This window comes from Okeania sp. SIO3I5, assembly GCF_010672085.1.
GTDB lineage: Bacteria > Cyanobacteriota > Cyanobacteriia > Cyanobacteriales > Microcoleaceae > Trichodesmium.
This window is the reverse complement of record NZ_JAAHHT010000002.1, coordinates 1-5320: the sequence shown is the minus strand read 5'-3', so window position 1 is coordinate 5320 and position 5320 is coordinate 1. Positions and strand designations below refer to the sequence as shown.

3 protein-coding genes are annotated in these 5320 nt (G+C 31.5%); all 3 read right to left on the bottom strand.

Annotated elements, in window-relative coordinates:
- Nucleotides 1-277: 277 nt before the first annotated feature.
- Nucleotides 278-1948 (bottom strand): dipeptide ABC transporter ATP-binding protein, encoded by a 1671-nt coding sequence (locus F6K40_RS00795; RefSeq protein WP_293130000.1) that lies wholly within the window; start codon nucleotides 1946-1948, stop codon nucleotides 278-280.
- Between the two features lie 1268 nt (nucleotides 1949-3216).
- Complete coding sequence (locus F6K40_RS00790; protein WP_293129997.1) at nucleotides 3217-3819, bottom strand: zf-TFIIB domain-containing protein; 603 nt, start codon at nucleotides 3817-3819, stop codon at nucleotides 3217-3219.
- A 26-nt stretch (nucleotides 3820-3845) separates the two neighbouring features.
- A complete protein-coding gene (gene patD, locus F6K40_RS00785) occupies nucleotides 3846-4202 on the bottom strand; it encodes a heterocyst frequency control protein PatD (protein WP_293129994.1) in 357 nt (118 codons plus the stop codon).
- Nucleotides 4203-5320 lie beyond the last annotated feature (1118 nt).

Sequence of the window (5320 nt, the reverse complement as noted above, 5' to 3'; positions counted from 1 at the left end):
CAAAAAATCGCGCGTTAAAGGATTTTTGGCGGCAAAATCACAATTTTTGTGATATGATAAAGATTAACTGGGGTCGTTCGTCTATATGCCTGACTTTTTATTCAACTAAAATTACTTAAATAATAAGCGATCGCTCAAGAGCAAGAATTTTCCCAAGAGCAATACCAGAAACATTGTCCTAAATGTGAAGTATCCGAAAATGCTGGTTTTTCCATCAAACTTTCCCATATCCCATAAACTAATTACTCATTACTAATTACTCATTATTCATTACTCATTACTTATGCAATAAAGGCGCAGCATTTAACAATGTTTGAGTATAAGAATGTTGTGGATAATTAAATATCTCTTCTGTTTTTCCCTCCTCCACAATTTTCCCACTATTCATAACAGCTATTCTGTCACAAATAAATCTAGCCACCCATAAATCATGGGTAATAAATAAATAAGTTAAACTCAATTCTTTCTTCAATTCCAACATCAAATCCAAAACTTGAGTTTGAATAGTAGCATCCAACATACTGACAGGTTCATCACAAATGACCAGTTTCGGATTAGTAATTAATGCTCTAGCAATAGCAACTCTTTGTTGTTGCCCTCCAGATAATTCGGAAGGGTATCGACTACCATATTCTGCTACCGGAGTCAAACCTACTTTTTCTAGCATTTCCTCAACTTGAATTTTTGCTTCCTCTGTGCTAGCCAAATTATGAATAAATAGGGGGTCAGCTATTATCTGGTTGACAGTCATCATGGGGTTGAGACAAGCGAGGGGGTCTTGAAATATCATTTGCATTTCTCGACGGTAAGGTTGCAATGCAGAGTGTGAGAGAGTGGTTAAGTCTGTACCTTGAAATTCGACTGAACCAGAAGTAGGTTTAATTAATTGTAAAATAGTCCGAGATAAGGTACTTTTGCCACAACCAGATTCTCCAACTAATCCTAATATTTCTCCTGAATAAAGGTCTAAGTTTACTTCATCAACTGCTTTAATAAGTTTGCTTTTTCCCGAAAAAAATAACTGTTCTATAAAATTACTTTCTAAGGCGTAATGTTTGACTAAATCTTTGATTTGTAAAATAGGTTTAACTGTTTTGGCAACTGTTATTTCTTCTATTTTTTCAGAATTTTCTGGTTGAATTTGAGGAGAATTAGATTCAACAACTTGAATATGTAAAGCGGCTGCAAAAAGAGATTTGGTATATTCATGTTGTGGGTTTTGGATAATTTGTTTAATTGCACCTTTTTCTACTATTTCACCTCCATACATAACAGCAATACTGTCACAATATTCTGCTACCATTGCCAAATCATGGGAAATTAATAATAGGGAAGTCTGACGTTCTTGGCAAAGTCTAGTTAGCTCCTGCAAAATTTGAGATGCTATAGTTACATCTAAACTGGTAGTAGGTTCGTCAGCGACTATTAATTTCGGGTCAAGTAAAAGTGCTAAAGCGATCGCTACTCTTTGTCGCATTCCCCCACTAAATTCATGGGGATATTGAGACCAACGACTGGCAGGAATATTAACAGTTTCTAGAGTTTCGATAGATTTTTTTTCTGCCTGAGATTTAGATAGATGGGGTTGATGTGCAATAATAGTTTCTAAACAATGATCCCCAATCGTCATTAATGGATCGAGGCGAGTCATAGGGTCTTGAAAAACTAATGCTACTGCTTCACCACGAAATTTTCTCAGTTGAGAGGGGTTCATCTCAAAGACGGATTTTTCCTCAAAGGTAACAGATCCCTCAACTTGTACTGACTTGGGCAATAATCTCATAGCAGCACGTCCGAGGGTAGATTTCCCACATCCAGATTCTCCCACTAATCCTAATTTTTCACCAGGTTGAAGTTTTAGCGATACATTATTTACTGCCCAATGAGATTTTCCACGTTTTTCAGGATAAGCTACTCGTAGATTTTCTATATTAAGTAAGTGGTTCATTGATTATTTTAATTCGCGATATCTTGAGTCAGCACTCAGCCATTTCTGTAATTATTTTCTCGGCAAAAATTCTGTGGTTTTTGAGTAAATTTTAATTTGACAAATATGAACTTAATTTGAGATTTCAAATCTTCTTTAAAAGTCAATATATTAATAATTTATGCCGAGCAAATTGATTTTTTTACTGATAACTGATAACTCCTATCTGGGAGATTTTATTAACTCAGCAATCATAGTATTTCTGTAATTATTTTCTAGATCAAAATCCTGTGTTTTTGAGTAAATTTTAATTTGACAAATATCAACTTAATTTGAGATTTCAAATCTTCTTTAAAAGTCAATATATTAATAATTTATGCCGAGCAAATTGATTTTTTTACTGATAACTGATAACTACAATCTGGGAGATTTTATTAACTCAGCAATCATAGTATTTCTGTAATTATTTTCTAGATCAAAATCCTGTGTTTTTTGAGTGGATTTTAATTTGACAAATATCAACTTAATTTGAGATTTCAAATCTTCTTTAAAAGTCAATATATTAATAATTTATGCCGAGCAAATTGATTTTTTTACTGATAACTGATAACTACAATCTGGGAGATTTTATTAACTCAGCAATCATAGCATTTCTGTAATGATTTTTTAGACAAAAATCATGTATTTTTTGAGTGAATTTTAATTTGGTAAGAGTCTAGCTAATTTGAGATGTCAAATATTATTTTCAAGAGAAATATATTATGCTAATAATTTCTAAAAAAAATTATACTATTAAATAGATAAAAAAACTTATTATCTAATAATAATTGAGAAAAAAATTATCTTTCCATCCTCCCTTTTTCAGCTATTTTTTTATGAACATATTTATTTATGAAAAAATAACAAAATAAACAAGTTATATATAAGTCTTTGAGAAGCTTTTTTCAGAAAAAAAGTATATTGAAAAATACATCTTTTTGAGAACTTAAGTAAGTAGTTTTGCGTGGCTTATATACTCTTTTAGGGAAAAATTAAGGTACAAAACCTCCCCATTCATGGATAAAAAAGAAAAAAATTCCTTTTCGCCAATTTTATTCTTGGTCACAAGAGGTAATTATTAGACATCTCCTATAATCAAAAATTAAATCAATTCTTATTGATAAATTATCAATTACTCCTGCCTGTTCCCTGTTCCCTGTTCCCTGTTCCCTCTTTTCCGGAGATGTCTATTAATTATTAATTATTAATTATTAATTATTAATTATTAAACCTACTCCCTAAAATTAACTTTAACTGTTTATACTAAATTTGCCATTAAGTTCTTTTCTTTTATTTTCAAATCTGCGTAACATATAAGTAGCAGCACAGTCTGCTTGGGGATGATTTTCCAATATTTCTGTTAATTGAAAAACATACTCAGCTATTTCTTCTCCCAATTTATCAATGACAGTCTCACGATTAATCATTTCTTGTTGATGCTGACGCACTTTTGCTTGCCATTGACTAGAAAAAATTTCGTGAAGTTTAGTATGAAGACCAAGTTCTTCTAAAACTTTCCATTCTTCCCCACTATCAAACCAAATACCTCCACAACTCATACAACGTTCTATATAAAAAGGTCGTTTAATGTTTATTCTGCTTCGTGACAAATAAGTACCACACTCTGGACATAATCCTGCTTTACCATCCAAAGGAGAGGGTACAAAATCTTCAAATTGATTGTAGTAGGGCAAAATCTCTTCTGGAGCATACCATGAAGGTAAACTGGCTAACCACTCTTCATAGTCTTTTGCTGAAATCCAAAAACCTTCAGATTTAGGACAATATTTGACGGGGATAACATCATTTAAAACTGCATCTTCTAACTCTACATCGTATTTGGGGCTTTTCATCCTGTTTGTTCCTAATTCTATATTGATTAGTTTTGACCAAGTATAGTTACACAATAACCTTTGAGGGTGTCTAGGCGATCGCTAATATTGGCCAACCTTTTTTGTGTTGTTTGAGGGTTTCGAGATGCTTGTAAAAAGCTAACATCTACATTCAAGAGTCTAAATTGCTTATGAATCTCTGTTAAATAAGACTGTATATGAGATGCTATAGATGGGTCTAGTTCTGAGTTATCTAAACTAATAATCTGAATCTCTAACAACTGTTGAAGTTCTTGGTTTATGGCCAATATTTTTCCTAGCTCTTTTTCAGCCACATTTTTTTGCAACTGATTTAGAAGTTGACTTAATTTTTGGTATTGCTGATTATGCTCCTTTGGCAACATAATGTAAATAAATCAAAATTTGTTTATATAGCGCTACGCGAAGCGTGAATAGGGAATAGTAAACTGTCAAATCAGTTCAAAATTATTAATTCGCTCATAAAGAACGAGATTTGAATCCTTAATTAAACAATTATTGAAATTCACTTAGAACCAAAATTTTTGAACTTTTAATTTTGAATTTTTAATTCCAAAAATTGTCAAAGGATTTTTCTTTAAGGGAAATGCTCCGCAAACAGGATTTAGAAATATCCTAACCTTTGCTTCGACTGCTATATTATTAGCATAGGAAGTTAAACCGTTTCACGCAAGTCAAAAGTCAAAAGCTAAAAGTCAAACGTTAAAAAAATTAGTATTGGCTGAAAAATTTTACTGACAAGGTATCTGTAAAATCAATCTAAATAAATGTCTCAAATATCTAGTATTCAGTGGGTTACGGCGGCCAGAGAAATATGACTTTATATTGTGAGATTATTTCCGCCTTACCCTCCCCACCCTACATCAAGGCTTAATTTTTTATTTACAGATACCCTCTGAGAATAATTTCAGGAGATAATTTTACTATAATTATGTGAAATTATTTGTAAGCAAAAAATCAGGTCAATAGTCTCCCTTTTCCAGAGGATAAAAAGCGACTGAAAACGCTATATATAACTGACTCAAGAGAAAGGATATTTCAGATTTCCAAAGCCTCCTAATTGAGGAGGATGTACTAATAACTGATAACTGAAATGATATTATTTTAAGTTAATTTATATAAGAATCTAGGATTTTAGGTTCAGAAGTTATTAGTTTAAGTACATCACAGATACTTAATTAATCTGCCTATAATTTATGTTTGCCTAGGGAGACTAATTTTATAGATAGATTGTTCTTATTTTTTTGATAATATCTCCTTTTTTAAGGGCATGGGATAGATTTTCCCGTTATCATGTAGCTATACTAAAAAATAATTAAGTATTCAATTCTTAAGTTATATTTGAGATATTCATAAGTTATATTTTTAGATATCCATATTGATTAACCCCTATTGGATAATATAACTTGATTGTCATAATAATATCTAAATATATAGGGATATAGCGTTTTTTAGACTAATGAGGTAGAACTACCTTGATTTT

Coding starts and splice junctions, on each gene's coding strand:
- F6K40_RS00795 (WP_293130000.1), bottom strand. CDS start 1,948: ATGAACCACTTACTTAATATAGAAAATCTACGAGTAGCTTATCCTGAA.
- F6K40_RS00790 (WP_293129997.1), bottom strand. CDS start 3,819: ATGAAAAGCCCCAAATACGATGTAGAGTTAGAAGATGCAGTTTTAAAT.
- patD (WP_293129994.1), bottom strand. CDS start 4,202: ATGTTGCCAAAGGAGCATAATCAGCAATACCAAAAATTAAGTCAACTT.